Genomic DNA, 26,252 nt, shown 5'->3' with positions numbered 1-26,252 from the left:
ACAGCTCCGGCAGAGATACCGGGGCTGTTTTACTGTCAGCTCATATAACGGATACAGCAGAAAATAAATATGAGGTATAGCATGAAAAAAGGTGAAATTTACGAAGGTATAATTGAAAAAGTAGACTTTCCGAACAAAGGATATGTTCTGGTGGAGAATCAGAAGGTGCTGATCAAAAACGGAATTCCCGGACAGAAAGTACGTTTTATGATCCAGAAGAAGCGTGCGGGAAGAGCTCAGGGGCGTATTCTTGAAGTTCTGGAGAAATCATCGCAGGAGACAAGGGAGCCGGTGTGCAGTAATTTTCCGGCCTGTGGCGGATGTATGTATCAGACCATGTCGTATGAGAATCAGCTTAAGATGAAGGAAACACAGATCAGGGAGCTTCTGGAGAATGCACTGATCCAGGGTGGACAGACGGATGCAGAAGGCAGGGCCAATTTTGAATGGGAAGGAATCCACGGAAGCCCGATTGAATTCGGTTACCGCAACAAAATGGAATTTTCTTTTGGTGATGAATATAAGGATGGTCCGCTTTCTCTGGGCCTGCACAAGAAGGGCAGCACCTATGATATCCTGAATACAGATGACTGTAAGCTGGTGCACAGGGATATGACGGATATTCTGGTCTGTGTGAGAGAGTTTTTTCAGGAGAAAAAAGCCTCCTATTACCGGAAACTTCAGCATGTCGGTTATCTTCGCCATCTGATGCTGAGACGCGGCGTGACATCAGGAGAGATTCTGGTGCATCTGGTTACCACCAGTCAGGAGGAATATGATCTGGAACCGCTGAAAGAGCAGCTTCTGGCACTTCCACTGGAGGGAAAAATCGTTGGAATCATGTACATCATCAATGATTCTCTTTCTGATGTGGTTAAGAGCGATGAGACAAGAATCCTCTATGGGCAGGATTATTTTTATGAGACACTGCTCGGCCTGAAATTCCGGATCAGTACATTTTCTTTCTTCCAGCCAAACTCTCTGGCGGCCGAAGTTCTCTACAATGTTGTCAGAGATTACATTCAGAATACCAGCGGAATGGAAGTGTTTGATCTGTACAGCGGAACCGGAACGATCGCACAGCTCCTTGCACCGGTAGCGAAGGAAGTGATCGGTGTGGAGATTGTGGAGGATGCTGTAGAAGCAGCGAGAGAGAATGCAAAGCTGAACGGGCTTGAAAACTGTAAATTTATTGCAGGTGATGTTCTTAAGGTGCTCGATGATCTGAACGAGAAACCGGATGTGATCGTTCTGGATCCTCCGCGTGACGGAATCCATCCGAAGGCACTGCCAAAAATCCTTTCTTATGGAGTAGATCGGATTGTATATGTTTCCTGTAAGGCAACCAGCCTTGCCCGCGATCTGGAGGCATTTCTTCAGGCAGGATATCGCCTCGAGAAAGCCTGCTGCGTAGATCAGTTCTGCGAAACCGTGTGGACAGAGGCAGTGGCAGTTTTTGTGAAAAAATAAAGAGGAAATCCTTTCGGTCATCATACCGGGAGGATTTTTTGTTACTGTTCACTCCGTTCACAGTAACTTGGTCAAAATGCATTCCAAATCACCTTCGGTGATGGCATTTTGCCCCGTATGTCTCGGGATATTACCTGTGAACAGTTACGATTTTTTCTTTACAAAATTCAGATGAAATCAGGAAAACCACCTTGACATTTGTACGGCATATGCTATAATACAAACAAACATATGAATAATTGTTCATATGAAAACGTGAATAAAATATCTAAGAGAAGGAGATACTACCATGAAGAAATCCTACAAAATCGAAGTTGACTGTGCAAACTGTGCAAACAAAATGGAAGAGGCTGCCAAGAATACGGCTGGTGTCAAGGATGCGACTGTAAACTTCATGATGCTCAAGATGAATGTAGAATTTGAAGAAGGACAGGATCCTAAGAGCGTAATGAAAGAAGTCCTTAAGAACTGTAAGAAGGTAGAGGACGACTGCGAGATTTACTTATAAGAAAGTATTAAGGATGCTCTGCTGCGGCAGAGCATTCCGACATTTTCCGTACATTTTCTGACGGGCAAAGGAGAAGAGAATATGAACAAAAAGCAGAAAAAAATGCTGACCCGTATCATCATAGCGTTTGCACTGATTGTAGTTTTATCACTGCTTCCGATCGACGGATATCTGGAATTTGCACTTTACATGATTCCATATCTTGTGATCGGCTATGATATTCTGAAGAAGGCATTCAAGGGAATCCGTAACAAACAGGTATTTGATGAGAATTTCCTGATGGCAGTAGCGACCATAGGCGCAATTCTCCTTCGGGATTACAAAGAGGGGACAGCGGTTATGCTGTTCTACCAGATCGGTGAGCTTTTCCAGAGTTATGCTGTCGGAAAGAGCCGTCGCAATATCAGCGAACTTATGGATATCCGGCCGGACTATGCCAACATAGAAAAGGACGGTAAATTAGAAAAAGTAGATCCTGATGAGGTTGAAATCGGTTCAGTCATCGTTGTACAGCCTGGAGAAAAGGTTCCGATCGATGGCGTGATCCTGGAAGGAACTACCACACTGAATACCAGCGCACTTACGGGAGAGAGTCTTCCGAGAAACGCAAAGCCCGGAGATGAGATCATCAGCGGATGCATCAATATGACAGGTGTACTCAAGATCCGCACGACCAGAGAATTTGGTGAATCTACAGTTTCCAAGATCCTGGAACTTGTGGAGAATTCCAGTTCCCGCAAATCCAGATCTGAAAACTTTATTTCCAGATTCGCCCGCTATTATACTCCGGCAGTCTGCTATGGAGCACTTGCCCTGGCTGTTCTTCCGCCACTTGTAAGTATGGGAATTCTTCATGCAGCACCGCAGTGGGGACAGTGGATATACAGAGCACTGACCTTTCTTGTAATCAGCTGTCCGTGTGCTCTGGTGATCAGTATTCCACTCAGTTTTTTTGCCGGGATTGGAGGAGCCAGCAATGCAGGCGTTCTGGTAAAAGGCTCCAACTATCTGGAGACACTGGCCCAGACAAAATATGTTGTATTCGATAAGACCGGTACACTGACAAAAGGTGTGTTCGAGGTAGTCGGTGTTCACCATAACAAGATGGAAGAACAAAAAATCCTTGAATACGCAGCACTTGCGGAGAGTTTTTCCACACATCCGATCAGCCGTAGTTTAAAGAATGCCTATGGTAAGGAAATCGATCAGAATCGAGTGTCTGATGTAGAAGAAATCAGCGGAAATGGTGTTATGGCGAAGGTGGATGGTGTTTCTGTTGCAGTCGGAAACGCAAGACTGATGGAACGCATCTATGTGAAGCCGATAGAATGCCATTCTGCAGGTACCGTTATCCATGTGGCAATTGATGGTGTTTATGAAGGGCATATCCTGATTTCGGATGTTCCAAAACCGACTTCCAGAGAGGCGATTGCAAAACTTAAGAAAAACGGTATTAAAGAAACTGTCATGCTGACAGGAGACATTGACAGAGTTGCACAGCAGGTTGCGTCAGAACTTGGCGTTGATCGCGTGTACAGTGAACTCCTTCCGGCTGACAAGGTGACAAAGGTCGAAGAACTTCTCGCGAAAAAATCAGAAAAAGAGAAGCTTGCTTTTGTCGGTGATGGTATCAACGACGCACCGGTACTTTCCAGAGCCGATATCGGAATTGCAATGGGGGCTCTTGGTTCTGATGCAGCGATTGAGGCAGCAGATGTAGTTCTGATGGACGATGATCCGATGAAGATTGTAAAGGCAATCCGGATCGCAAGGAAATGCATGCGTATCGTATATGAGAATATTTATTTTGCGATCGGTATCAAAGTGATCTGCCTGATCCTGGGTGCAGTTGGTATTGCAAACATGTGGGTAGCGATCTTTGCAGATGTCGGAGTCATGGTGCTTGCAGTACTCAATGCGATCAGAACCCTGTTTGTAAAGAAACTGTAACAGAAACAATATAGAAAGCGAGACGATTATGGCAGAAGAAAGAGAAGTGATCAGCTGTGAATGTGAGGAGATACATGAGGACCTGCTCAAGATTGTAAATGAAACGATGCCGGATGAGGAAGAATTATATGATCTGGCAGATCTGTTCAAGGTCTTTGCAGATTCTACCCGTATCCGCATCCTGTTTGTCCTGTTTGAATCAGAGGTATGCGTCTGCGATCTGGCAAAAGTCCTCAATATGACTCAGTCAGCAGTGTCCCATCAGCTCCGTATCCTCAAACAGAACAAACTGGTTAAGAACCGCAGAGAAGGAAAATCTATCTTTTATTCTCTGGCAGATGACCATGTGCGAATGATCATTTCCATGGGAAGAGAGCATATCCTGGAGTGATCATTCACAGAAGAACAGAGTCAGTCAATGTCGGCATATGTCTGTACCAAAACAGAGATATGCCGGCATTTTTGGTATAGTCAAACAGAGAAGAATAAGGTAAGATAAGAGTCAGGAAAGCAGCATAACAATATTCGTTACTTAAGAGAAAGAGATGACGGCCATGGATTATTTAGCAAATAATATAGCAGTAAATTTAAAGAGATTTCGTCAGTACAGGGGTATAAGCCTGGATCAGATGGCTGACAGGACAGGGGTCAGCAAGAGCATGCTGGCACAGATCGAAAGAGGTCAGGCAAATCCATCCATTGGTGTTCTGTGCAAGATCGCATCCGGTCTTCAGATGGAATTTGAGGATCTGGTCCGGACACCAGCAGTAACTGCTTCTTCAGAAGGAAACACTTCAGATTCCGGACCTTCCATAAAAACAGTGATTTTTGATATTGATAATACTTTATACAGCTATGATGAAAATCATGTATACGGAATGAAGGCACTGGCAGATTATTGTGAGAGTGCTTTTGGAATCCATGAACAGGAAATGGAAAGCTGTTACAAAAAGGCAGGAGAGATCATGATTGGCAGAATCGGTACAGACACAGCTGCAATCCACAGCCGTCTCCTGCGTATGCAATGTATGCTTGAACTTTGGGAAAAACCGCTTTTTCCGCATGCACGGAATATGTACCATGCATACTGGGATACACTGATTCGTCAGTTAAAGCCATCTCCCGGTGTACTGGACTTTATGAGAGAACTGAAGAAATGTGGAATCAGCATTGGAGTCGGAACCGATATGACAGCATATATCCAGTACAGGAAACTGGAGGCGATCGGCGCTTCCCCATACATCGATTTCATTGTTACAAGTGAAGAGGCAGGGGTAGAAAAACCGCATCCGCATCTTTTTGAAATCTGTGTGGAAAAATCCGGTGTACAGGCGGCTGAATGTGCATTCATCGGTGATAATTACAAGAAAGATGTGGAAGGAGCCTGGAACAGCGGTCTTCGAGGTATCTGGTATACTCAGGAAAAAGAACCAGATATGGAGACAAAGTATCCAGTGATACGGTCATTTACAGAAATTAACATGGATCATTTCCTGAAACAATAAACAAAAATGACACTGAAAAAATGCGGGGAATATATTGGACAAGAGAAACGAAGGAGTAAAGTTACATGTGGAAATGCATACGTTGTGAAAAAGAAAATGAAGATATGGTAGAAATCTGTGCAGAATGCGGGCATGGCAGAACAATGGATTATATATATCACAGAACACTGGCGAAGGTCTCTGCCAGGCTGACAAAAAAATGGAGAATCTCCCACAATACGCAAAAGGAGCCGGCAGAGGAAGCCGGTCAGAAAGAGCTGAGCGATTTAAGAAGTGCCGTGGCATATATGAAGGATGAAATTTCAAAAGAGCAAAATGAAATAAATACATTACATACAATTATAGAAGAACGCAGGGAACTGATAGAAAAAGATGCAAAAGCAGATAAAAAAACAACGACTATAGCATGGATTATTTGTATATCCCTGATTGTCTATATAATTTACAGATATGGATTTGATGGAAAAATAACGTGGGATGCTGTTAAACAATTCTGGGGGCTTAAGACGGATGGAGGACTGGATATAGGAAACATACTGAGCGTTGTAGCTATGTTGGTTGTGTGTGTGATAGCATTTGGTGTGTTTATGTTATGCTGTGGGTTTGTAGTGATTGCCATTCCTGCGGGAATTATTTATGCGATCATTAATCTGCTTATTGGAAGATTTATAGGAAAAGTAAGTGATAAGACACGGAAACAGGCAGAGACTGAACGCGATAACGCACAGAAGTCCATTGATGAAAAGAAAAATAAAATCAATGCTATTTATTCAGAGATAGCCTTATTAGAGGAAGAGATAAATGAAATCGAGACGAATTCATTTTCCTGAAATATTACCTGTGAACAGTTACCATTATGTTGCTCTTAAAATGAGTAAACACGGAATCTTCGGTGTAAACAATGATCTGGGAAATATTGCAGGTATTGTTATGATTGTGTAAAATGTGGTCCTGTTTGCGATACCGTTCAACAAAACAGCAACTTTCTGGATTTCGGATATAGCAGCTGCAGGTGCCATTATGTAAATATGCAAAAACAGGTCATTGACAGTTAATGAAATTAAAAATACAATTCTGCAAAATGTTGTGGTATAATGAAGACACTTGTTAAAGAAGAATTATGAAGGCAGATTTTGATCTGCCGAATCACATTATAATGGAGGAATGGATATGAAAAAAAGAAGCTTGATCGTAGCAGCACTGTGCAGCATGTGTCTTGCAGTCAGTACCCCGATGCCGGTAATGGCCGATGCATCAAAGGTAGTAACGCTGGGAGCTGATCTGACAGATGAGCAGAAGAATACCATGATGAAATATTTCAAGGCGGATGCAAATCAAGTTCAGATCATTACAGTAAACAATCAGGATGAGAGAAATTATCTCGGCAAATATATTTCCAGTGAACAGATTGGTACAAGAACCTTAAGCTGTGCTTATGTAAAGCCAACACAGTCCGGCGGTATCAAGGTGCGTACAGCAAACCTTAACTATGTAACCTGCAATATGCTTGCCAATGCACTTTCCACAGCAGGTATTTCCAACTGTGAGGCTGTTGCAGCCTGCCCTTATGAGGTTTCCGGAACCGGTGCTCTTACAGGCGTTATGATGGCCTATGAGTCAGCCAGTGGTAAGCAGCTTGATTCTACCAAGAAGGATCTGGCAACCAAGGAGGTAGTAGTTACCGGAGATGTTGCAAAGCAGGTTGGCGGTGATAATGCGACCAACATCATCAACCAGGCAAAGCTTCAGATCATCGGTGACAATGTTCAGAATGCAGATGAGATCTATAATATTGTCAACAATATTGCAGTTCAGAATAATGTTTCTCTGAGTTCTGATGAACTGACTACTATCACAGCACTTCTTCAGGAAATCGTGCAGCAGAACTATGATATTCAGGATATGAAGCAGACACTTGAAAGTATTCAGCAGAATCTGAATAAGACTTCAGATGATGACAACTCTTCTGAGTCAGAAGACGATATGGCAGACGAAGATTCCAGCGATGGCGAAGATATTACAGAAGATGTGAATACAGATGTTCTGGGGGATGATGTCAAGGAATCTTATACAGAGGATGCAGGAATGGCAGAGGCAACTGGAATGACAGAATCTGAGAATGGTGATGATTCTGACAGTTCTGATGAGGGTCTGGGTATTCCGGATGCCACAGAGGACGGCACGCAGGATGACTATTATGAAGAACCATCAGAAACACCGGAAGAGACAGATTCAGCGGATGGATCTGACAGCAGTTCAGATGATGGAACAGGACTTCCGGAGGAAAACGGTGAAGAGACAGGTTCCACAGATGAATCTAATGGTGAGACTACCGAGGAGAATACGGATTCTTCCGATCAGACAACCACAGAAGGAACAGAGGATGCTTTAAATACAGACTCTCTCGATGATGCATCCAAGGCACAGTTCGAACAGGCTAAGCAGTTCTGTCAGGGAGAGTATAAAGGAGATCTTGCAGTTCTGCAGGCTGTAGTAGAAAACGCACAGCAGCCGACAGTTACACTTGACGCAGATACAGCTGCTAAGCTTACCAGAAAGGTTCTTGAAGCTTATCTGAATGTGCTTAAGGATGGCGGAGTTTCTTATGTACCGGCTGATACAGATGTTTATATGACTGCACAGCTCAATATGATCAACAATGATATGAAGAAGATCTTCAGCATTGAAACTGAGCCGGCAGCAGATGATATTCTTGTGACACGAACAGCCGATGAGAGACAGACTCTGTACAATGATACGATGAAATTCTTTGAGAAGCTTTATGGAGAAACCACAGATGATTCTGCACAGCAGGAGTCAGCAGGAGAAGCTTCTTATGACGAGGAATCCTACAATGAAGAGTCTTATAATGAAGAAACCTATAACGAAGAAACATATTGATCCGTGATTAGGAGTGTATTTAATCGTTATAGATATTAATGAATGAATCCGGTGACCGCAGTTTCCTGAATGTTTGGGAGACTGCGGTTTTCTGTGTTTTACGGGAAATTAGCTTACTTTGTTATTCACTCGATAAAAATGAGTTTTTTCTGTGAGGTCTGTGAAAAACTGGAAATCTAAAAACATCTGTGATAGAATAAAAGGAAATCTTTTTACTGGGAAAATGATAGAGAATGATAGCCGAAAGGGGAAATAATATGAGTCTTGCAGTGGTTACACTGAAAAAGGGAGAGGGTCGACTTCTCAAATCTGGTGGAATGTGGGTATTTGATAATGAGATTTCCAGTATCATGGGAAGCTTTGTAAACGGAGATATCGTGCTGGTGCATGATTTTGACGGATATCCGCTGGGAAGAGGCTTTATCAATACGAATTCCAAGATTACGGTACGCCTTCTAACAAGAGATGAGAATCAGAGGATTGATGAAGATTTTTTTGAAAGAAGAGTAAGAGATGCATGGGAATACAGAAAAAAGGTAACGGATACTTCGAGCTGTCGATTGATTTTTGGCGAAGCTGATTTTTTACCGGGACTTACCGTTGACAAATTTGAGGATGTGCTGGTTGTACAGTCTCTGGCACTGGGAATCGATCGCTGGAAAGAAATGATCCTGGAACTTATCAGGAGCGTACTTGCAGAGGATGGAATCAAAATCCGCGGTATTTATGAAAGAAGCGATGCCAAGGTCCGCAAGCAGGAAGGAATGAAGCTTCACAAGGGATTTATCGGACCGGAATTCCCAACTTTGGTTGAAATTGTTGAAAATGGTGTCAGATATCAGGTTGATGTCAAGGATGGACAGAAGACCGGATTTTTCCTGGATCAGAAGTATAATCGTCTTGCGATTCAGAAGTTATGTAAGGATGCAAGAGTTCTGGATTGTTTCACACATACAGGGTCCTTTGCACTGAATGCAGGAATTGCAGGAGCAAGAGAAGTTACAGGTGTGGATGCCTCAGAGCTGGCAGTTCGCCAGGCACAGGAGAACGCCAGGTTAAATGGTCTGGAGGGAAGGGTTAAATTTATCTGTGAAGATGTCTTTGAACTGCTTCCGAAGCTGGCGGAGGATGATGAGAAATATGATGTTGTGATCCTGGATCCACCGGCATTTACAAAATCCCGCAGTTCCATCAAAAATGCGGTCAAAGGTTACAGAGAAATCAATCTTCGAGGTATGAAACTGGTCAGGGACGGAGGATTTCTGGCAACTTGTTCCTGCTCACATTTCATGGATTATGAATTGTTTACCAGGACGATCGGACAGGCTGCAAGAAGTGCACATAAGAGACTGCGTCAGGTGGAATACAGGACACAGGCTCCGGATCATCCAATCCTGTGGTCATCCGACGAATCTTATTATCTTAAGTTCTACATCTTCCAGGTATGTAATGACAGATAAAAAAAGGAATCTGATGTTGGAATTATTGATGTCAGCATGAAAGAAAGAGGGATTTGCATGCGAGAAAAATTTATAAAGTTTATGGAAGGACGTTATGGTGTAGATGCATTTGCAAAATTCACGATGGGTTTTGCATTTGTGGCAATCATTCTGTCTATGTTTATACGGAATCGAGTGGGTGCAGCGTGTGATACGCTGGGACTTCTGGCAATTCTTTATACTTATTACAGAATGCTCTCCAGAGATATACAGAAACGTTATGCCGAGAATCAGAAATATCTTTCGATCACTTCCGGTATAAGACAATGGTTCTGTCGTGAAAAGAATCTTATGCAGCAGAGAAAGGAATACCATATTTATTCCTGTCCAAACTGCAAACAGAAGATCCGTATACCTAAGGGCAAGGGCAGGATAGAAATCGACTGTCCGAAATGTCACGAGAAGTTTATCAAAAAAAGCTGAATGCCTGGTGAGGGCAGAGTATGGCCGGAGGTTCTATGTTTGGTTATATAGTAATGAACAAGCCTGAAATCAAATTCAAAGATTTTGACCTGTACCGCTCGTTTTACTGCGGTCTCTGCCGGGAACTGAGAGAACGCTATGGGGTTACAGGACAGATATCCCTGACATATGATATGACGTTTGTGATTCTTCTTCTGAGTGGGCTTTATGAGCCTCCGACGAGAAAGGGAACAACACGGTGTGTCATTCATCCTGTGCGAAAGCAGCCCGTCCGCAAAAATGCTGTCACAGAATATGCAGCAGATATGAATGTTTTTCTGGCATATTATAAATGTGAGGATGACTGGAAAGATGAGAAGAAACTTTTGAGCTTTCTGTATGGAAAGCTTCTAAGAGAGAAAGAAAAAAAGGCGGAGGAGAGATGGTACAGGAAGGTTGACCGTATTGTTTCTCTTCTGCATGAGCTTTCTGAAATGGAAAAATCCGAAGAACAGGATGTTGATCGAGTTTCCGGATGCTTTGGAAAGATCATGGAAGAGATTTTTGCATACAGGGAAGATATGTGGGAACCTGTACTTCGCAGAATGGGATTTTTTCTGGGGAAATTTATTTATCTTATGGATGCTTATGATGATGTAGAAGATGATGTCAAAAAGGGAAATTACAATCCCTTTTCCACAAGGTATATAATGGAAGGGTTTGATGAGGAAGTACGACAGATGCTGATCATGATGATGGCAGAGGTCTGCCGGGAATTCGAAAAGCTTCCTATCATCAAATATACTGATATACTGCGGAATATTCTGTATTCCGGAGTCTGGTGCAGATTTGAGGCAGTATCCGGCAAAAGGAAGAAAGAGCAGGAGAAAGAACATGTTTGATCCATACAGTGTCCTTGGGGTATCCAGGGATGCATCCGATGAAGAAATCAAAAAAGCATACCGGAGACTGAGCAGGAAATATCATCCGGATGCCAATATCAATAATCCAAACAAAGAACAGGCGGAAGAGAAGTTCAAGGAAGTTCAGCAGGCCTATGAGCAGATTATGAAAGAAAAGGAATATGGCTCATCCTATGGAGGCGGATATGGTGGATTTACCGGTCGTCAGACCAGTGGATATCAGGATGAGGAGGCAATCCGTCGACAGGCGGCAGCCAATTATATCCAGAGTCGCCATTTTCAGGAGGCAATGAATGTACTGTCTTCACTGAAGAACAGAAACGGTGAATGGTATTATCTTTCAGCTATGACAAATATGGGGCTTGGCAATAATGTCAACGCACTCAATGACATCCGTACTGCTGTGAATATGGAACCGGACAATATGCAGTATCGAATGCTCCTTCAGAGAATGGAAGGCGGCGGGACCTGGTATCAGGAACAGCAGAATCCTTTTGGCGGAATGCCAATGGATGGAAGTGATTACTGCATGAAGCTCTGTCTTGCAAATATGCTCTGTGGGCTGTGCTGTCCTGGCGGAGGTGTATTCTGCTGTTGAGAAAGTTCTTTGGCAGTTTTGACCAGGTTCTTGTGAACGGAATGAACAGTAACACAGTAACAACAGTTACAAAGAAAATATAAATGAACGGATTGACATTTGAAGGCTGTGATATTATCATGTTATTGTATTGCTGTGATAAAGTATATACGGGGCAAAATCCTATCACCGAGGGTAATCTGGAATGGATTTTGACCAAGTTGCTGTGAACGGAGTGAACAGTAACGTACAACGAGAAGTACAGGAGGAAATTTTTAGATGAGTATTCGTATTGGAATTTTAGGTTATGGTAATCTTGGACGAGGCGTGGAATGTGCGATCAAACATAATCCGGATCTTGAACTTGCAGCAGTTTTTACACGCCGTGATCCTGCAACTGTCAAAATCCTTACAGAGACAGCAGCTGTTTACCATGTAGATGAAGCAGAAAAAATGAAAGACAAGATAGATGTTCTGATTCTCTGTGGAGGAAGTGCTACAGATCTTCCGGAGCAGACTCCGAAATATGCACAGTGGTTCAACGTTGTAGACAGCTTTGATACCCATGCGAAGGTACCGGAGCATTTTGCAAATGTAGACAAGGCAGCCTCTGAGAGCGGACATGTTGGAATCATTTCTGTAGGCTGGGACCCGGGAATGTTTTCTCTGAACAGACTGTATGCGAATGCAATCCTTACCAATGGAAAGGATTATACATTCTGGGGCAAGGGCGTAAGTCAGGGACATTCCGATGCAATCCGCAGAATTGATGGAGTAAAGGACGGCAAGCAGTACACAATTCCGGTGGAAGCAGCACTGGAATCTGTAAGAAACGGAGAAAATCCGGATCTTACAACAAGACAGAAGCATACAAGAGAGTGCTTTGTAGTAGCTGAGGAGGGTGCAGATCTTGCCCGTATCGAGAATGAGATTAAAACCATGCCGAACTACTTTGCTGACTATGATACAACCGTACATTTCATTTCTGAAGAAGAACTGAAACGTGATCACAGTGGTATTCCACATGGGGGATTTGTTATTCGTTCCGGTAAAACAGGCTGGAATGATGAGAACAGCCATGTGATCGAATACAGCCTGAAGCTGGACTCCAATCCGGAATTCACTTCTTCTGTCATCGTTGCCTATGCAAGAGCTGCATATCGCATGAGCCAGGAAGGACAGAAAGGCTGCAAGACAGTTTTTGATGTTGCACCGGCTTACTTAAGTGCAAAGGATGGAGCAGAACTTCGTAAACATCTTCTTTAATAAAAAGTTTAAGGGCAGGGATCGGTACCAAAGGTATTTTATGTAACAGTAACAATACTTTGGTGCAGATTCCTGCCTTTTTTTATGTATTGACGTACAGGAAATCTTGAGATATAATACCTACATGGTATTGTAATAATATTGTAAAAAAATATAACGAAAAAAGTAACAATGAATGTAATTATTCGGAGGACAGTGAACTGTATGCCGGACAGTTACCACCTAATTTTTCGGAAAGAGGATAATATATGAAGAAGGTATGTAAAAGAGCCGGGATCTGGGGCATTCTTTTGGGAATTATGCTTTTTGCAGTTGGTTTTACATTGCAGGCGACAACCGTAGAAACCCAGGCAGCAGCGATAACAGGATTTCGTACGATCAACGGCAAGACTTACTATTATAAGAATGGTAAGAGGGTCAAGGGCTGGCTTACACTTGGCAATAATAAGTATTTTCTGAATACAAAGACTGGAGTTCTTTATAAAGGCTGGCAGAAGAGCTCCAAAGGGCCGAAGAGATATTTTGATTCCAAAACAGGAGTTATGTCTAAGGGGCTTAAGAAAGTCGGAGGAAACTACTATTATTTCAAACCTTCTACAGGATATACGGTCAGTGGGTTTGTCAGATTTTCGAAGACAGTTGTGAGATATTTTTCGCCCGGTACTTATACAATGGCAACCGGCTGGATGAAGAACAGCAAAGGGCAGAAGTGGTATTTCAGACCGTCAGATGGCGTGATGTACAGAGGACTTAAGAAAATTGGTTCTTATTATTACTATTTTGATGGAAGCACTGGTGCAACCAAGAGCGGATTTCTGACAGCAGCCAATGGAAATGTGCGTTATTTTCGTGGCAAGACTTACATAATGGCGACGGGATGGCTCAAGAACAGTAAAGGCGGTCGCTATTATTTCGCAAAGAATACAGGAGTTATGTACAAGGGATTTAAGAGTGTTGATGGCAAGAAATATTACTTTAATCCCAAAACCGGACTTGTAAGTACCGGATGGATAAGCGTTGATGGCAAGAAATATTATATTGATCCAAGTACCACCACAATAACAACGGGCAAAAAGCTGATCGATGGTACGTATTATGTGTTTGATTCAAATGGAGTGCTGACAGATTCTTATAAGGAATCTTCTAATTCAGGTCCAACTACACCGACCTCTGCAAGAACGATCAAGAATTATCTTGCAGGAGCATTGCAGCCGGTAGGTCAGGCTCTGTATGTATGGGGCGGAGGCTGGAATGATTCCAACAGAAAGGGCGTAAGTCCGACATGGATTTCCTGGTATAATAGTCAGAACAGCAATTATGATTACAATAATTACAGAGATTTAAGTGATGCAAACAGAGCCAAGGGTCTGGATTGTTCCGGATTTGTAGGCTGGGCATCTTATCAGGTCATGCACACAAAATCAGGAGAGAGCGGTGGTTATACAGTTGTCTCAGGAGATATCGGTTCTTATTATCAGAATACTCTGAAATGGGGTAAGATTGTAAATCAGAACTATCTGTCACAGAGTGGCTGGAAGATGCAGCCGGGAGATATTGGCTATGATGACGGGCATACCTGGATCATTCTCGGACAGTGTCCGGATAAGAGTGCGGTAGTTATTCATTCCACACCGCAGGCTGGCTGCCAGCTTGCAGGAACCTGCACACCGAGTGGAGATTATGACAGTCAGGCAGTAGCACTTGCCAAGACTTATATGTCCAGATATAAAGGATTTACAAAGTATAATTACCATACATCCTGTGGTAACTATATCCGAAGAGGTAATTATCTGAGATGGTACAGCAGTACACTTTCTGATCCGGAGGGATATAAGAACAAGACAGCTGCACAGATTCTTGCGGATCTTTACAGTTGAAGCTAAATATTGAATATAGAAGAGAGACGTTTTTGTTACAGAAGAACGTCTCTCTTTTTTTCGTATTCTTTAATAAATGTTACAAAATTTTAAAATTTTTAATTATTTACTCTTGCGTTCCTGAGAACGATATGTTAATATGTAAAAGAAGTTCGATAAGATATTTCGGAAATGTTACAAAATAGATAGATTTAGATTATGAGGTGAAAACATGAAGAAACGAATTGTTTGCATGACGTTGGCATTAATGATGACAGCAGCACAGGTTGTCAGTGTAAGCGCGTCAAGAGAAGATGAGCTGAGAGAAGAACAGGCAGCTACCAGTGCACAGCTGGATGCTACATATGCACAGATTGATCAGCTTTATTCAGCAAAGCAGCAGTTACAGAATGAAATTAATGCTTTGGATGCAAATCTTGTAAATGTCATGGTTTCCATTCAGACCCTTGAAGGGGATATCAGCAATAAAGAAACTGACATTCAGACTACACAGACTGCTCTTGAGAAAGCACAGAATGCAAAGACAAAGCAGTACGAAGCAATGAAAGAGCGTATCCAGTATATCTATGAGAAGGGCGGCAATGCTGCATGGTTCCAGATGATGATGGATGCAGAGAATCTTTCTGATCTTCTGACAAAAGCAGAATATACACAGAAGATGTATGAGTATGACAGACAGAGCCTTGAGAAATATGCAAATACAATCGCACAGGTAACACAGCTTGGTGATCAGTATAAGCAGGAGAAGGCTGAGCTGGAAGGCATGAAGCAGGAATATGAGTCTGAGTCAGTAAACCTTCAGACACAGATTGATACTAAGAAAGCTAATTCTGCTGACTGTGACAATGAAATTGCATATGCACAGCAGATGGCGACAGAGTATTCCAACCTCATCGTTCAGCAGCAGGCAGAGATCGAGCAGCTTGAGGCAGAGCGAATTGCAGCTGAGGAAGAAGCAAGACGTCAGGCAGAGGCAGAAGCAGCTGCAGCAGCAGAAGAAGCTGCAAGACAGGAAGCCGAGGAAGAGGCTGCACAGGAGCAGGAAAATCAGGAAGATCAGTATGATGAGAATACTGATGAAGAAGATCAGGAAGAGATTTCTGAGGATGGTGAGTATACAGAAGATGATGGATACACAGAGGATGAGGATTCTGACAGTGAAGACTCTTCTGATGACGAAAATACCGACAGCAGCGATGACGAGAGTACATCTGACAGCAGTGATGGGGTAGAATATGATGAATATGGTAATGTGATCGACAGTGACAACACTGTAAATCCGGAGGATGTAGATACTTCATCCAGTTCTTCCAGCTCATCCAGTGGTTCTGGCTCTTCTATCGTAGACTATGCACTGCAGTTTGTCGGAAACCCATATGTATGGGGTGGAACAAGCCTTACAAGCGGTGCGGACTGCTCTGGATTTACACAGAGTGTATATGCACAGTTTGGTTACAGCCTTCCGAGAACATCCTACGAGCAGCAGAACTGGGGAACTGAGGTTTCTTATGCAGATGCACAGCCAGGTGATCTGATCTGCTATGGCGGTCATGTAGCTATCTACATGGGCAACGGACAGATCGTTCACGCATCCAACTCCCAGGATGGTATCAAGATCAGCAACGATGCAACTTACAGAACCATTCTTTCTGTAAGAAGACCTTCATAAAATAATTTATAAAAACGGCGGCGAGAAGCTGCCGTTTTTTTACTTATATTTTCTATATCTTTTGACAGAACAAAAAGATTGACTTTCCAACAATAAAGTATTAGAATGGCATAAAGCGCAATGGGGCACTTCGTGGTTCCGTGCGCTTTTTTTTACTTTACAGGTATATTTTAGGAGGAAACGAAAATGAGGAAGACGAAAATGTGGAGAATGTTGACGGTAGCGGCTGTAACAGCATCTATGACATGTGGAGTATTTGGAGTGCAGAGTGTAAGCGCGGCTGATAAAAAGACACTCAAGGTTGCTATGGAGTGCGGTTATGCACCATACAACTGGACTCAGCCGGATGATTCCAACGGTGCGGTACAGATTTCAGGAAGCTCTGATTATGCATATGGATATGATGTCATGATGGCAAAGAAGATTGCGGATGAGCTTGGCTATGATCTGGAGATTGTAAAGCTTGACTGGGATTCCCTTGTGCCGGCAGTACAGTCCGGACAGGTTGACTGTGTCATTGCAGGACAGTCCATCACCAAGGAACGTCAGCAGATGGTTGATTTTACAGACCCATATTATTATGCATCTATCATCACTCTTGTAAAAGAGGATGGAGATTATAAAGACGCAGCAAGTGTTGAAGACCTCAAAGGAGCAACTGTGACATCTCAGCAGAATACGATCTGGTATGATTCCTGTCTGCCGCAGATCCCGGATGCCAACATTCTTCCTGCACAGGAAAGTGCACCGGCGATGCTTGTCGCTCTGGAATCCGGCAAATGTGATGCTGTTGTAACCGATATGCCGACAGGAAAAGCAGCCTGCGTTGCTTATCCGGATTTCAAACTTCTTGATTTTAGTGATACAGAGGGAGCTTTTGAAGTATCTGATGAGGATATCAACATTGGTATTTCTCTGAAAAAAGGAAATGATGAACTCAAAGATGCCATCAACGGAGTCTTAAGCGAGATGACCGAAGATGATTACAGCAAGATGATGGATGAGGCAATTTCTGTACAGCCTCTGTCCAGCGAATCATAAAGGAGGAGCAAAATGCTGCCTGAGAGTTTTGGAGGAAGAATCATTTATCTTCTTCAGCAATACGGTCCTTCTTTTGCAAAGGGAGCCGGAGTCAGCATGTGGCTGGCTCTGGTCGGAACACTTTTTGGATGCATCATTGGATTTCTTGTAGGTATCGTGCAGACGATTCCAATAGACAGAAACGATTCCACAGCTAAGAAGATACTGGTCAAAATCGTAAAATTTATTCTTGCCTGCTATGTGGAGTTTTTCCGTGGAACACCTATGATGGCACAGGCAATGTTTATTTATTTCGGTAGTGCATATCTGTTCAATATTAATATGTCCATGTGGTTTGCCGCAATTTTTATTGTGTCCATCAACACAGGTGCATATATGGCAGAAACTGTCCGCGGCGGTATTCTCTCAATCGATCCGGGACAGACAGAGGGTGCCAAGGCAATCGGCATGACACATGTACAGACTATGATTCATGTTATTCTGCCGCAGGCACTCAGAAACATCATGCCGCAGATCGGCAATAACCTGATCATCAATATCAAAGATACCTGTGTACTTTCCATTATCGGTACGGTAGAACTTTTTTATACGACTAAGGGTGTGGCAGGTGCACTGTATACATACTTTGAGTCCTTCACAATAGCTATGGTCATTTATTTTATCATGACATTTACCTGCTCCAGAATTCTGCGTGTGATCGAGCGTAAGATGGACGGACCGGATAACTATGATCTGGCTACTGCAGATACCCTGACACATACAAGTGGTATGTATTCTTACAAGGAAAGGAAGGACAGCAGAGAATGAATGAGACAATTCTGAAAGTACAGCATCTGGGAAAATCCTTCGGAACGCATGAGATTTTGAAAGATATTGATTTCTCTGTGAAACCGAAAGATGTTACCTGCATTATCGGTCCTTCCGGCTCCGGTAAATCCACACTTCTGCGTTGTATGAACCTTCTGGAGACACCATCATCCGGTGAAATCTGTTATCATGGAACAAACATCATGGACAGACATGTGAATGTTCCGGAGTATCGTTCGAAGGTTGGTATGGTGTTTCAGAACTTTAATCTTTTTAGCAACATGACGGTTCTTAAGAACTGTACAGTCGGACAGGAAAAAGTTCTCAAAAAAAGCAAAGAAGAAGCACAAAAAAATGCAATGATGTATCTCGAAAAGGTTGGCATGGCACCGTATATCAATGCGAAGCCGAAGCAGCTTTCCGGAGGACAGAAGCAGAGGGTTGCGATTGCAAGAGCACTTGCGATGGAACCGGAAATCCTGCTTTTTGATGAGCCGACCTCTGCACTGGATCCGCAGATGGTAGGGGAAGTTCTGGAGGTTATGAGAACGCTTGCTAAGGACGGACTTACAATGATTATTGTCACACATGAAATGGCTTTTGCAAAAGATGTGGCAAAGCATGTAATCTTCATGGGTGATGGTGTTATTGTTGAGGAAGGGACTTCACAGCAGATTTTTGAAAATCCGCAGAAAGAAATGACGAAGGAATTTTTGAGTCGATTCCGAAATGCCTGAGCCGGGAACTGCCCGGCGGCCCGTCTGTTTGACAAACATAAAACCCTGAGGGGGACTATCTCAAAGTTGCGAAGGCCGAAAGTCCCCCTCAGACTCCCCCATTTTGGCCACGCAAAAACAGGAAAGTTTTTTACTTTTGTATATAAAAAAATACAATTTATAAAGAAACATTTCTGGACATGGAAAAAAATGTAAGATATTATAAAGTTGTAAATACATAACATTTGTTGGTTTTGAACCAGCCTTTGTAAGTTCTGTCTGAATATCCGTTTAGCTTGAAATGTGGATTCCGGACAGATTAAAAGAGAAACCGGTGTAAATCCGGTACGATCCCATCACTGTGATAGGGAGCTGCAAAACATAATTGACCACTGGGAAGGCGCAAGTCAGTCCGGGAAGGGGTTTTGGAGCGAGGAACTTAAGTCAGGAGACCTGCTTGCAAATGATTAGATATGATTCTTACGGTAGATAGGAAGCATTGTTTTTTCGTGTGCAAACATCCGTAGTCTATGCGGATGTTTTTTTCTGCGCTTTTACTCAAAAGCGTATTTTCCCCTGCCCTTTTTGAATCGCATCTGGTAAAAAACCGTAACTGTTCACAGGTAATATCCCGCGAGGTGTTTTGCCATGAATATGGCAAAATCCCGAGACATACGGGGCAAAATGCCATCACCGAAGGTGATTTGGAATGCATTTTGACCAAGTTACTGCGAACGGAGTGAACAGTAACAAAAAACCTCTACTAATGTAGGAAGGAGAAACAATGTCAAAAAAACAAATCGGAAAAAGGCTCCTGCAGATTCTGATCGTTCTTATCGGTGTAAGTTTTTTTACATTCGGGCTTACTTATCTTTCACCGGGAGATCCCGCAGAGATCATGCTGACTGAGTGTGGTAATCTGCCGACACCGGAACTCCTCGAACAGACGAGACATGAACTGGGCCTTGACCAGCCGTTTCTGGTACAGTACGGATCCTGGGTAAAAGGAGTACTTACCGGAGACATGGGAACTTCGTATGCGTTTAAAGTTCCTGTAACTGAAAAACTGATGAAGTGTTTCTGGCCAACGCTTCAGATGTCACTGTTCGCGCTTCTGCTGATGATCTTATTTTCCATACCCTGTGGAATTCTTTCGGCAGTGTATCAGAATAAGTGGCCGGATTATCTGATCCGTGGGATTACTTTTTTCGGAGTATCTGTCCCAAGCTTCTGGATCGGTCTGATTCTTCTGAGTATCTTTGGAGTCCAGCTTCGCTGGATCAATGTAGCCGGAGGTACGACGGATTTCAAGGCAATGATCCTGCCGGCTGTGACACTGGCTCTGTCCATGTCGGCAAAATATACCAGACAGGTAAGGAATGCAGTTCTGGAGGAACTTCGTCAGGACTATGTCATCGGAGCCAGAATGCGAGGTATCAAAGAGAGCGTGATCCTCTGGAGACATGTACTTCCAAACGCAATGCTTCCGATCGTTACCCTTCTTGGACTTTCGCTGGGATCGCTGCTTGGAGGAACGGCTGTTGTTGAGATCATCTACAACTGGCCGGGAATGGGAAGTATGGCGATCAAGGCGATTGCCTGTCGAGATTATCCGATGGTGCAGGCATATGTACTTATGATCGCAGTTATGTATATGGTCATCAACATCATTGTTGATTTATCCTATACTTATCTGGATCCAAGAATAAAGGAGGTCAAATAAAGTGAAGAAGCAGAATTTTTTCCTGGCTCATAAACAGTTTACCTTATTCTTTATTCTTGCACTTGTCATTGTCGGCGTGGCTGTTTTTGCACCATGGGTTGCACCGAAGGATCCGTTGGAAGCCGTGATGCTGGACTCTTTGAAAGCACCCTGTGCAGAATACCCGCTCGGTGCTGACAAACTGGGGCGGGATCTGCTTTCCCGTGTGATCTATGGCACCAGAACTTCTCTGGTTTCCACTCTGATCCTTGTAGCGACGATCTTTGTTGTGGGAACCTTACTTGGAATCATCGCAGGATATTTTGGCGGCTGGATCGATCAGGTGATCATGAGAATCGCAGATATGATGATCTCCTTTCCGGGAATGATCCTGGCGATCGCGATTGCAGGTATGCTCGGACCAAGCCTTCGAAACGGAGTTATCGCCATCACTGCGGTAAGCTGGACAAAATACGCCCGTCTGGCAAGAAGTATGGTTTTGAAAGTAAAACGAAACCTGTATGTGGAAGCTGCAGTTGTAAACGGTACCAGTACATTAAAAATTCTCTGGAAACACATTCTTCCGAATATGCTGACGACCATGACGGTAACGGCAGCGGCAGATATGGGAACCATGATGCTGGAACTGGCATCTCTCTCTTTCCTGGGATTTGGTGCAGTTGCACCGACACCGGAATGGGGACTGATGCTGAATGAAGGAAGAACCTATATGGCAAAGGCACCATGGCTGATGATCGCACCTGGTATTGCCATCGTAATCGTAGTAATTGTATTTAATATGCTTGGTGACAGTATCCGTGATATTCTGGACCCGAGACAAGAGAGATAAAGGAGAAAATATATGAAAAACAGAATCGCAAAAAAACTTGCCGCAGCAGCAATGGCAGCACTTATGACAATCTCACTCACATCAACAGCTCCGGTATGGGCAGCAGATGCAAAGACAATGACGATCGGTGTAACAAGCTTTGCAGATACGCTGGAGCCTACAGAGCAGTATTTCAGCTGGGTCATTTCACGTTATGGTGTCGGACAGGGACTTACCAGATTTGATGAAGAAGGAAACATGGTACCATGTCTTGCAACAGAGTGGACAAACAGTGAAGACGGAAAGACCTGGACCTTTACCATCCGTGACGGTGTAAAATTCTCAAATGGCAATGATCTTACACCGGAGCTGGTAAAAGCTTCTCTGGAACGTACGATTGAGATGTCAAACCGTGTACCGGAGTTCTTTGACATTGCAGGTATTGATGTTGATGGTCAGAATGTCATCTTCAATCTGAACAGAGCAAACGCGAATATGGCAGGCTGTCTGGCTGATCCGCTGTTTCTGATCATGGATACAAGCATTGATAATTCCAACATTGCGACAGAAGGTCCGGTATGTACAGGTCCGTACGCATTCCAGTCCTTTGATCCGGACGGAGATACCGTCGTTGTCCGCAATGAATACTACTGGGACGGAGAGGTTCCGAATGACAGCGTGACACTGCGTATCATCGGTGATCAGACCACTCGTTCCATGGCTCTGCAGTCCGGTGAGATCGATGTGGCTTATAACTTAAAGACAGAAAACGTATTTGAATTTGAAGGAAATGATAACTACACTATCCAGTCCCTGGAATCCCTTCGTTCCACTTATGCATTTATGAATGAAAACGGTGCACTTGGAGATCAGGCGCTTCGTCAGGCGCTTCTCCGCGGACTTGACAAAGAAACCTATACAAGTGTTCTGCTTGAAGGCGGCGCAACACCTGGAAAAGCACCGGTACCTCCGACACTGGATTATGGATATGATGATCTGAACGATGAGAACTCCTATGATCCAGATGGAGCAAAGAAGATTCTTGAAGATGCAGGATACAAAGATACCGACGGTGATGGCTATGTTGAAACTCCGGACGGAGAGCCGCTGGAGCTTACCTTCGTATACTATGACAGCCGTGCAGAGCTTGGTGTATATGCACAGGCAGCTCAGGCAAGTCTCAAAGAGATCGGCATCAACATCAAGCTTGACTGTGTATCCTACGAGACACTTCTTGACCGTCGTGATTCTTCACAGTATGACCTGCTGATCTGGAACGTGCTTGTTGCCAATACAGGAGATCCGGAAAACTATCTTCGTGAGAACTGGTACAGTACATCTGCAAACAACACTTCAGGTTATGCAAACAAAGATGTAGACGCATGGCTGGATGAACTGGCAGAAACTATTGACACAGATGCAAGAAAAGAACTGATCGCGAAGATCCAGCAGGCGATCATGGACGATGCAGCTACTGTATTCTTCGGATATGAAAATACCTTCCTTATCTCCAAATCAACAGTAGAAGGACTGGTAATGTATCCGATGGATTACTACTGGGTAACTGCTGATATGAAGATGGCTGAGTAATAAAGGAGTCTATGTATGCTGGAAATTAAAGATCTGGCTGTACAGTATGGAAATCAGATTCCTACGATTGAACACTTTGATCTTTCCATGAAAAAGGGTGAGATCATCAGCATCGTAGGAGAGAGTGGAAGTGGAAAGACGACAGTGATCCGTGCCGTTCTGGGAGCTCTCCCCGGAGCGGGCAGGGTTGCCAGCGGAGATATTCTCTTTCACGGCAAATCCCTCCTTAAAAACTCCCAAAGTGACTGGAGAAAACTTCGCGGAAGCAAGATTTCCATGATCTTTCAGGACTGTGGAGGAACTCTGAATCCCATTCGTAAGATTGGCAGTCAGTATGTAGAATATATCTGTACACATGAGCCTATGGCAAAAAAAGAGGCATGGCAGAAGGCGGTTTCCATGCTTTCCAAAATGCGTCTTCCGGATGCGGAGAATATCATGAACAGCTATCCTTATCAGCTGTCCGGTGGTATGCGTCAGCGTGTCGGCATTGCCATGGCAATGACATTTAATCCGGAGCTTCTTCTGGCGGACGAACCGACAAGCGCGCTGGATGTCACCACACAGGCACAGATCGTCCGTCAGATGATGGAGCTTCGGGATGATTTTGGAACAGGTATTATCATTGTTACGCACAACATCGGTGTGGCTGCCTATATGGCAGATCAGCTGATCGTCATGCGTCATGGAAAAGTAGTTGATCATGGAACCAGAGAAGAAGTTCTGAACCACCCGACCAGTGATTACACAAAGAAACTTCTGGAGTCAGTTCCGGAAATGGAGGGAAAACGATATGTCTGAAAATCATGAGATCATCATGCAGGCCAAGCATATTGTAAAACAGTTCCCTGCTTCCCACGGCAGAACCCTGACTGCCTGCAATGATGTCAACCTTACCATGTATAAGGGACGGACTCTGGGGATTGTAGGAGAAAGCGGATGCGGAAAGTCAACCTTTGTCCGTATGGTGATTTCTCTGGATCAGCCAACGAGTGGAGAAATCCTTTATCATGGCAAAAATATCACGGGACTTTCAAAGAAGGAAACCTGGGAAAACCGTCAGAATCTGCAGATGGTTTTTCAGGATCCGCTTGCATCTTTTAACCCAAAGATGAAGATCAGAGATATCCTGACAGAGCCTCTGATGAATTATAAAAGAATCAAAAGAAGTGAGAGAACTGCAAAAGCAAAGGAGCTTCTCCGTATGGTAGAGCTTCCGGAAGACTTTGTTGACCGTTATCCGCACAATATGAGTGGTGGACAGAGACAGAGGATCAGCATTGCAAGAGCTCTTTCTCTGGAACCGGAGATACTGGTCTGTGATGAGGCAACCTCTGCACTGGATGTTTCTGTACAGGAGTCCGTCATTGAACTTTTGGTACGTCTGCAGAAAGAAAAAAATATTTGTATGATCTTTATCTGTCATGATCTGGCACTGATCCGATCCTTTGCACATCAGATTGCAGTCATGTATCTGGGACATATTGTAGAAATACTTCCGGGGGAAGATGTTTCCGGTAATGCAGTGCATCCGTATACCAGAGCTTTGGTCGGAGCACAGTTTTCTGTTCATATGGATCCATCCAAAAAGCTTGAAAGCATTGAAAGCGAGGCACCAAGTCCGCTGGACGTGCCGACAGGATGTCCGTTCCAGAACCGCTGTGAGCACTGTATGGAAATATGTAAGAAAAAAATGCCGGAACTGAAAGAAATCTCAAAGGGTCATGAAGCAGCCTGTTTTTATGTAGAAAAAGCAAAAAAACAGACGGGAGGAAGCAAATAATATGAAGAAAAAAATACTCAGTCTGATACTGTGTGCGGCACTTCTGAATGGAACACAGGAGATGGCATGGGCTTCGGCAGAGACCTACAGTGAAGGAGAAATTCATACGATTGGTGTGGCAATGTATGATCCGGATTCAGCAGAGATGGAAATGTTTGCAAGTTATTACCGGGATTATATTGAAGCAGGTTTTCCGGTGAAATTTATCTTTTCCGGAAAGATCGCAGATACACAGACAGAGTGTGATTTTATTGATGAAGCGAAAGCAAACGGAGCAGAGGGAATCATTTCTTTTGCCGGATTTGCGGATGGACTTCAGGATGTCATAAAAACCTGTGAAAAAGATGAAATCTACTATGCACTCGGCTCTAACAGCGTGAGTGATGAAAACTACGAAGTGATCAGGGATAATCCCTGGTATATGGGAAGTGTCGGACCGGATCTTGAGGCGGTTTATGAAGCCGGATGCGATATGACGGAATTTTTCCTGGACAAAGGTGCCGGAAATATTGTGATCATGTCTGGTGGTGCATCCGTTGGAAATCGTCTTCATCAGGTCAGAACCTGGGGAATGCTCAACACGCTGGAAGAAAAAGCAGGACTTGTACTTCCGGAATCGGCAGAAGAACTTTCAAAAACAGATAAGACCACAGAACTCACAGATAAAGATGGAATGGTACATGTTACGATCTGTCCGGGATATACAGAAGGCGGGAACGGTCTTAAGAATCTTGAAGCGGTATTGTCCTCTGGAAACTGCAACACTCTTATGAGTGCATTCCATGTATCCACATATCTTGATAAGATTTCAGCCAAAGAAAAAGAACAGAACAGTAATATCATGGTGGGTGCGATCGACAGTTTTTCTGAGCAGAATTTTGAAATCTTCAAAGAAAAAGACTCTTTTGGAAATGCACCGATTGACTATGTACGCGGCAAATATGCTTCCATGGCAGGTCCTGCATTTGCGATGATCTATAATGCCATCACAGGAAGTGCAGATGCAGTAAAAGAGGATGGAGAGGCAGTGCGTCTGTACCAGGATCTCTGGACTGCAAAATCAGAAGAAGAATATATTGAACTGTATGGTTATGCGACAGGAATTTATGAAAATGCGTACAGCTGTGATGACCTGATGGAGGTGATCCGACAGTTCGATGCGGATACGGACCCGCAGAAATTTAAAGAACTGACGGAAGCCTCGGATCTGGAAAGTGTGAAAGAAAGAATCTTCTAA

The 26,252-nt window shown here is 43.6% G+C and carries 23 protein-coding genes and 1 riboswitch; all 23 genes read left to right on the top strand.

Annotated features, from left to right (window positions below; genetic code table 11):
- Window positions 1-81: 81 nt before the first annotated feature.
- Window positions 82-1,470, top strand: coding sequence for a 23S rRNA (uracil(1939)-C(5))-methyltransferase RlmD (rlmD, locus tag GT674_RS13455; protein ID WP_161286173.1), 1,389 nt, complete (start codon window positions 82-84; stop codon window positions 1,468-1,470).
- A 289-nt stretch (window positions 1,471-1,759) separates the two neighbouring features.
- On the top strand, window positions 1,760-1,978 hold the full coding sequence (locus GT674_RS13450) for a cation transporter (protein WP_015542006.1): 219 nt from the start codon (window positions 1,760-1,762) through the stop codon (window positions 1,976-1,978).
- Window positions 1,979-2,059: 81 nt separating this feature from the next.
- Window positions 2,060-3,928, top strand: a complete 1,869-nt coding sequence (locus GT674_RS13445; RefSeq protein ID WP_161286172.1) for a heavy metal translocating P-type ATPase — start codon at window positions 2,060-2,062, stop codon at window positions 3,926-3,928.
- A gap of 28 nt (window positions 3,929-3,956) precedes the next feature.
- A complete protein-coding gene (locus GT674_RS13440; RefSeq protein WP_161286171.1) occupies window positions 3,957-4,319 on the top strand; it encodes an ArsR/SmtB family transcription factor in 363 nt (120 codons plus the stop codon).
- A 163-nt stretch (window positions 4,320-4,482) separates the two neighbouring features.
- Window positions 4,483-5,433 (top strand): HAD-IA family hydrolase, encoded by a 951-nt coding sequence (locus tag GT674_RS13435; RefSeq protein WP_330585583.1) that lies wholly within the window; start codon window positions 4,483-4,485, stop codon window positions 5,431-5,433.
- Window positions 5,434-5,498: 65 nt separating this feature from the next.
- The gene (locus tag GT674_RS13430; protein WP_161286170.1) at window positions 5,499-6,263 is read left to right on the top strand and encodes a hypothetical protein; all 765 of its coding nucleotides are present in this window, start codon (window positions 5,499-5,501) and stop codon (window positions 6,261-6,263) included.
- 340 nt (window positions 6,264-6,603) lie between these two features.
- Window positions 6,604-8,334: a DUF1002 domain-containing protein gene (locus GT674_RS13425; RefSeq protein ID WP_243149130.1), complete on the top strand. Its 1,731-nt coding sequence runs from the start codon at window positions 6,604-6,606 to the stop codon at window positions 8,332-8,334.
- Window positions 8,335-8,591: 257 nt separating this feature from the next.
- Window positions 8,592-9,794, top strand: coding sequence for a class I SAM-dependent rRNA methyltransferase (locus GT674_RS13420; RefSeq protein WP_161286207.1), 1,203 nt, complete (start codon window positions 8,592-8,594; stop codon window positions 9,792-9,794).
- Window positions 9,795-9,851: 57 nt separating this feature from the next.
- A complete protein-coding gene (locus GT674_RS13415) occupies window positions 9,852-10,256 on the top strand; it encodes a hypothetical protein (RefSeq protein ID WP_161286168.1) in 405 nt (134 codons plus the stop codon).
- Between the two features lie 35 nt (window positions 10,257-10,291).
- Window positions 10,292-11,137, top strand: coding sequence for a DUF5685 family protein (locus GT674_RS13410; protein WP_161286167.1), 846 nt, complete (start codon window positions 10,292-10,294; stop codon window positions 11,135-11,137).
- On the top strand, window positions 11,130-11,756 hold the full coding sequence (locus GT674_RS13405) for a J domain-containing protein (protein WP_161286166.1): 627 nt from the start codon (window positions 11,130-11,132) through the stop codon (window positions 11,754-11,756). Before GT674_RS13410 ends, GT674_RS13405 begins: the two co-directional genes overlap by 8 nt.
- A 258-nt stretch (window positions 11,757-12,014) precedes the next feature.
- Window positions 12,015-13,001, top strand: coding sequence for a diaminopimelate dehydrogenase (locus tag GT674_RS13400; RefSeq protein ID WP_161286165.1), 987 nt, complete (start codon window positions 12,015-12,017; stop codon window positions 12,999-13,001).
- 248 nt (window positions 13,002-13,249) lie between these two features.
- A complete protein-coding gene (locus GT674_RS13395) occupies window positions 13,250-14,878 on the top strand; it encodes an N-acetylmuramoyl-L-alanine amidase family protein (protein ID WP_161286164.1) in 1,629 nt (542 codons plus the stop codon).
- Window positions 14,879-15,089: 211 nt separating this feature from the next.
- Window positions 15,090-16,547, top strand: a complete 1,458-nt coding sequence (locus GT674_RS13390; protein WP_161286163.1) for a C40 family peptidase — start codon at window positions 15,090-15,092, stop codon at window positions 16,545-16,547.
- 240 nt (window positions 16,548-16,787) lie between these two features.
- On the top strand, window positions 16,788-17,588 hold the full coding sequence (locus GT674_RS13385) for a transporter substrate-binding domain-containing protein (RefSeq protein ID WP_227240306.1): 801 nt from the start codon (window positions 16,788-16,790) through the stop codon (window positions 17,586-17,588).
- A 15-nt stretch (window positions 17,589-17,603) separates the two neighbouring features.
- The gene (locus tag GT674_RS13380) at window positions 17,604-18,395 is read left to right on the top strand and encodes an amino acid ABC transporter permease (RefSeq protein WP_173902322.1); all 792 of its coding nucleotides are present in this window, start codon (window positions 17,604-17,606) and stop codon (window positions 18,393-18,395) included.
- Window positions 18,392-19,132 (top strand): amino acid ABC transporter ATP-binding protein, encoded by a 741-nt coding sequence (locus GT674_RS13375; RefSeq protein WP_161286160.1) that lies wholly within the window; start codon window positions 18,392-18,394, stop codon window positions 19,130-19,132. Before GT674_RS13380 ends, GT674_RS13375 begins: the two co-directional genes overlap by 4 nt.
- A gap of 244 nt (window positions 19,133-19,376) precedes the next feature.
- Window positions 19,377-19,575: riboswitch (cobalamin riboswitch) on the top strand.
- 320 nt (window positions 19,576-19,895) lie between these two features.
- Window positions 19,896-20,834, top strand: coding sequence for a nickel ABC transporter permease (gene nikB / locus GT674_RS13370; protein ID WP_161286159.1), 939 nt, complete (start codon window positions 19,896-19,898; stop codon window positions 20,832-20,834).
- A gap of 1 nt (window position 20,835) precedes the next feature.
- Window positions 20,836-21,663: a nickel transporter permease gene (gene nikC / locus GT674_RS13365; RefSeq protein WP_161286158.1), complete on the top strand. Its 828-nt coding sequence runs from the start codon at window positions 20,836-20,838 to the stop codon at window positions 21,661-21,663.
- A 12-nt stretch (window positions 21,664-21,675) separates the two neighbouring features.
- Window positions 21,676-23,232 (top strand): ABC transporter substrate-binding protein, encoded by a 1,557-nt coding sequence (locus GT674_RS13360; RefSeq protein WP_161286157.1) that lies wholly within the window; start codon window positions 21,676-21,678, stop codon window positions 23,230-23,232.
- Window positions 23,233-23,247: 15 nt separating this feature from the next.
- Window positions 23,248-24,033 carry an ABC transporter ATP-binding protein gene (locus tag GT674_RS13355; protein ID WP_161286156.1) on the top strand — a complete coding sequence of 262 codons (786 nt, stop codon included), beginning with the start codon at window positions 23,248-23,250 and terminating at the stop codon, window positions 24,031-24,033.
- Window positions 24,026-25,015: an oligopeptide/dipeptide ABC transporter ATP-binding protein gene (locus tag GT674_RS13350; protein WP_161286155.1), complete on the top strand. Its 990-nt coding sequence runs from the start codon at window positions 24,026-24,028 to the stop codon at window positions 25,013-25,015. The genes GT674_RS13355 and GT674_RS13350 overlap by 8 nt, the downstream gene beginning before the upstream one ends.
- Before the next feature lies 1 nt (window position 25,016).
- A complete protein-coding gene (locus GT674_RS13345; protein ID WP_161286154.1) occupies window positions 25,017-26,252 on the top strand; it encodes a hypothetical protein in 1,236 nt (411 codons plus the stop codon).

The sequence above is a fragment of the Blautia sp. BIOML-A1 genome (genome assembly GCF_009883055.1).
In the GTDB taxonomy this organism is placed as follows: Bacteria; Bacillota; Clostridia; order Lachnospirales; family Lachnospiraceae; genus Blautia_A.
This window is presented reverse-complemented; position numbering and strand designations above follow the sequence as displayed.

Excerpts from the sequence above, each read along its gene's own strand:
- rlmD (WP_161286173.1), top strand. The coding sequence starts at position 82 with ATGAAAAAAGGTGAAATTTACGAAGGTATAATTGAAAAAGTAGACTTT.
- GT674_RS13450 (WP_015542006.1), top strand. The coding sequence starts at position 1,760 with ATGAAGAAATCCTACAAAATCGAAGTTGACTGTGCAAACTGTGCAAAC.
- GT674_RS13445 (WP_161286172.1), top strand. The coding sequence starts at position 2,060 with ATGAACAAAAAGCAGAAAAAAATGCTGACCCGTATCATCATAGCGTTT.
- GT674_RS13440 (WP_161286171.1), top strand. The coding sequence starts at position 3,957 with ATGGCAGAAGAAAGAGAAGTGATCAGCTGTGAATGTGAGGAGATACAT.
- GT674_RS13435 (WP_330585583.1), top strand. The coding sequence starts at position 4,483 with ATGGATTATTTAGCAAATAATATAGCAGTAAATTTAAAGAGATTTCGT.
- GT674_RS13430 (WP_161286170.1), top strand. The coding sequence starts at position 5,499 with ATGTGGAAATGCATACGTTGTGAAAAAGAAAATGAAGATATGGTAGAA.
- GT674_RS13425 (WP_243149130.1), top strand. The coding sequence starts at position 6,604 with ATGAAAAAAAGAAGCTTGATCGTAGCAGCACTGTGCAGCATGTGTCTT.
- GT674_RS13420 (WP_161286207.1), top strand. The coding sequence starts at position 8,592 with ATGAGTCTTGCAGTGGTTACACTGAAAAAGGGAGAGGGTCGACTTCTC.
- GT674_RS13415 (WP_161286168.1), top strand. The coding sequence starts at position 9,852 with ATGCGAGAAAAATTTATAAAGTTTATGGAAGGACGTTATGGTGTAGAT.
- GT674_RS13410 (WP_161286167.1), top strand. The coding sequence starts at position 10,292 with ATGTTTGGTTATATAGTAATGAACAAGCCTGAAATCAAATTCAAAGAT.
- GT674_RS13405 (WP_161286166.1), top strand. The coding sequence starts at position 11,130 with ATGTTTGATCCATACAGTGTCCTTGGGGTATCCAGGGATGCATCCGAT.
- GT674_RS13400 (WP_161286165.1), top strand. The coding sequence starts at position 12,015 with ATGAGTATTCGTATTGGAATTTTAGGTTATGGTAATCTTGGACGAGGC.
- GT674_RS13395 (WP_161286164.1), top strand. The coding sequence starts at position 13,250 with ATGAAGAAGGTATGTAAAAGAGCCGGGATCTGGGGCATTCTTTTGGGA.
- GT674_RS13390 (WP_161286163.1), top strand. The coding sequence starts at position 15,090 with ATGAAGAAACGAATTGTTTGCATGACGTTGGCATTAATGATGACAGCA.
- GT674_RS13385 (WP_227240306.1), top strand. The coding sequence starts at position 16,788 with ATGACATGTGGAGTATTTGGAGTGCAGAGTGTAAGCGCGGCTGATAAA.
- GT674_RS13375 (WP_161286160.1), top strand. The coding sequence starts at position 18,392 with ATGAATGAGACAATTCTGAAAGTACAGCATCTGGGAAAATCCTTCGGA.
- nikB (WP_161286159.1), top strand. The coding sequence starts at position 19,896 with ATGTCAAAAAAACAAATCGGAAAAAGGCTCCTGCAGATTCTGATCGTT.
- GT674_RS13360 (WP_161286157.1), top strand. The coding sequence starts at position 21,676 with ATGAAAAACAGAATCGCAAAAAAACTTGCCGCAGCAGCAATGGCAGCA.
- GT674_RS13355 (WP_161286156.1), top strand. The coding sequence starts at position 23,248 with ATGCTGGAAATTAAAGATCTGGCTGTACAGTATGGAAATCAGATTCCT.
- GT674_RS13350 (WP_161286155.1), top strand. The coding sequence starts at position 24,026 with ATGTCTGAAAATCATGAGATCATCATGCAGGCCAAGCATATTGTAAAA.
- GT674_RS13345 (WP_161286154.1), top strand. The coding sequence starts at position 25,017 with ATGAAGAAAAAAATACTCAGTCTGATACTGTGTGCGGCACTTCTGAAT.